This window comes from Streptomyces sp. NPDC059564 (assembly GCF_042735575.1).
Lineage (GTDB): Bacteria > Actinomycetota > Actinomycetes > Streptomycetales > Streptomycetaceae > Streptomyces.
On sequence record NZ_JBHWBP010000670.1, the window covers coordinates 1 to 1628 of the forward strand.

Below are 1628 nucleotides of genomic sequence, written 5' to 3' on the forward strand. Positions count from 1 at the left end.
GTGATTCCCGGCCCTCTGCACCGGCCCCCGCACTGGGGGCCCCCGCCCGGATTCGTCGGGGCGGGGGCGCCGTCGTTGTAACGAGCCTCACCCTGCGTCCCTGACGGGGAACGCATCGCAGCAGGCCACGACGGCCGTATTGTCTAGGCATCAGGCCGCGTGTGCCCCCACAGGAGTTGAAACGCCGATGATCACCCCACCCGTCGTGCACTCGCTGCGCGAGCAGATCCGCGAGCACATCGTGGAGGGGATCGTCAGCGGGCGCTGGAAGCCCGGCGAGCGGATCGTGGAGCGGCGGATCGCGGTCGAGCTGGAGGTCAGCCAGACGCCGGTCCGCGAGGCCCTGCGGGAGCTGGAGACGCTGCGGCTGATCGAGTCCGCGCCGAACAAGGGCGTCCGCGTACGGAACCTCTCCGCCGCCGACCTGGAGGAGATCTACCCGGTCCGCGCGGGCCTGGAGCAGATCGCGGCCGAGCTGGCGGCCCCGCGCCTGGCGGCCGACTGCACGGCCCTGGAGCCGCACGTGGCGGCCCTGTGGGAGGCGGACCGCACCGAGGACGGTACGGCGCAGGTGCGGCACACCGTCGGCTTCCACCGCGAGATGGTGCGGGCGGCCGGGAACAGCGTGCTGCTGCACACCTGGGAGAGCCTGGGCATCGAGGTGTTCACGGCCCTGTCCATCCGCTGGCTGGGCACGGTCCAGAAGTCCTACGCCGAGGAGCACGAAGCCCTCGTGGCGGCCTTCCGCAGCCAGGATCCGGACATCGGGCTGCTCGTGAAGCGGCACGTCCTGGGCTGCGCTCCGCGCGCCTGACCTGCACCGACGCATCGGCACCGGGTGCCTGGATTCATGGCACCGGGTGCCGACTTTTGTCGGAGTGACATTTATTCGTCACTTTTATTTGATCGATCATCGATCAGCGCTTTACAGTCGACCCGGACCCCACCCGGGTCCATCGACCCTGTCCTGCCCGTCAGGGTGTTTCTTCACCACCTCCTCTCCTTTGTCCGGAAGGCGGCGCACACCGATGTCCGACCCCGTAGGAAAGCTTCCGAGCGAGCTCGACCAGCTCCCGGACCGCGACACCGAGGAGACCGCCGAATGGGCGGCCTCCCTCGACGCCGTCGCACAGGCCGCCGGTACGCGCCGCGCCGAATACCTGCTCCGCCGCACGCTGCAGCACGCCGAGGCCGCCGGCCTCGCGCTGCCGAAGCTGCTGGAGACGGACTACGTCAACACCATCCCCACCGCCGCGGAGCCCGAGTTCCCCGGTGACGAGGCGATGGAAGCCCGGATCACCGCCTGGAACCGCTGGAACGCGGCCGCCATGGTGACCCGCGGCTCCAAGTACGGCGTCGGCGGCCACATCGCCACCTTCGCCTCCGCCGCGTGGCTGTACGAGACCGGCTTCCAGCACTTCTTCCGCGGGAAGGAGGCCGACGGATCGGGCGACCAGCTCTACATCCAGGGCCACGCCTCCCCCGGCATCTACGCCCGCGCCTTCCTCGACGGCCGGATCTCCGAGCAGCAGCTCGACCACTTCCGCCAGGAGTCCGGCGGCAACGGCCTGCCGTCCTACCCGCACCCGCGGCGCCTGCCGTGGCTGTGGGAGTTCCCGACGGTCTCC

1 protein-coding gene and 1 pseudogene are annotated in these 1628 nt (G+C 70.3%); both read left to right on the forward strand.

Annotated elements, in window-relative coordinates; translation table 11 throughout:
* Positions 1 to 190 precede the first annotated feature (190 nt).
* Positions 191 to 814, forward strand: a complete 624-nt coding sequence (locus tag ACFV0Q_RS41490; protein ID WP_356883254.1) for a GntR family transcriptional regulator — start codon at positions 191 to 193, stop codon at positions 812 to 814.
* A 214-nt stretch (positions 815 to 1028) separates the two neighbouring features.
* A pseudogene (locus ACFV0Q_RS41495) lies at positions 1029 to 1628 on the forward strand (pyruvate dehydrogenase (acetyl-transferring), homodimeric type); the annotation flags it as partial.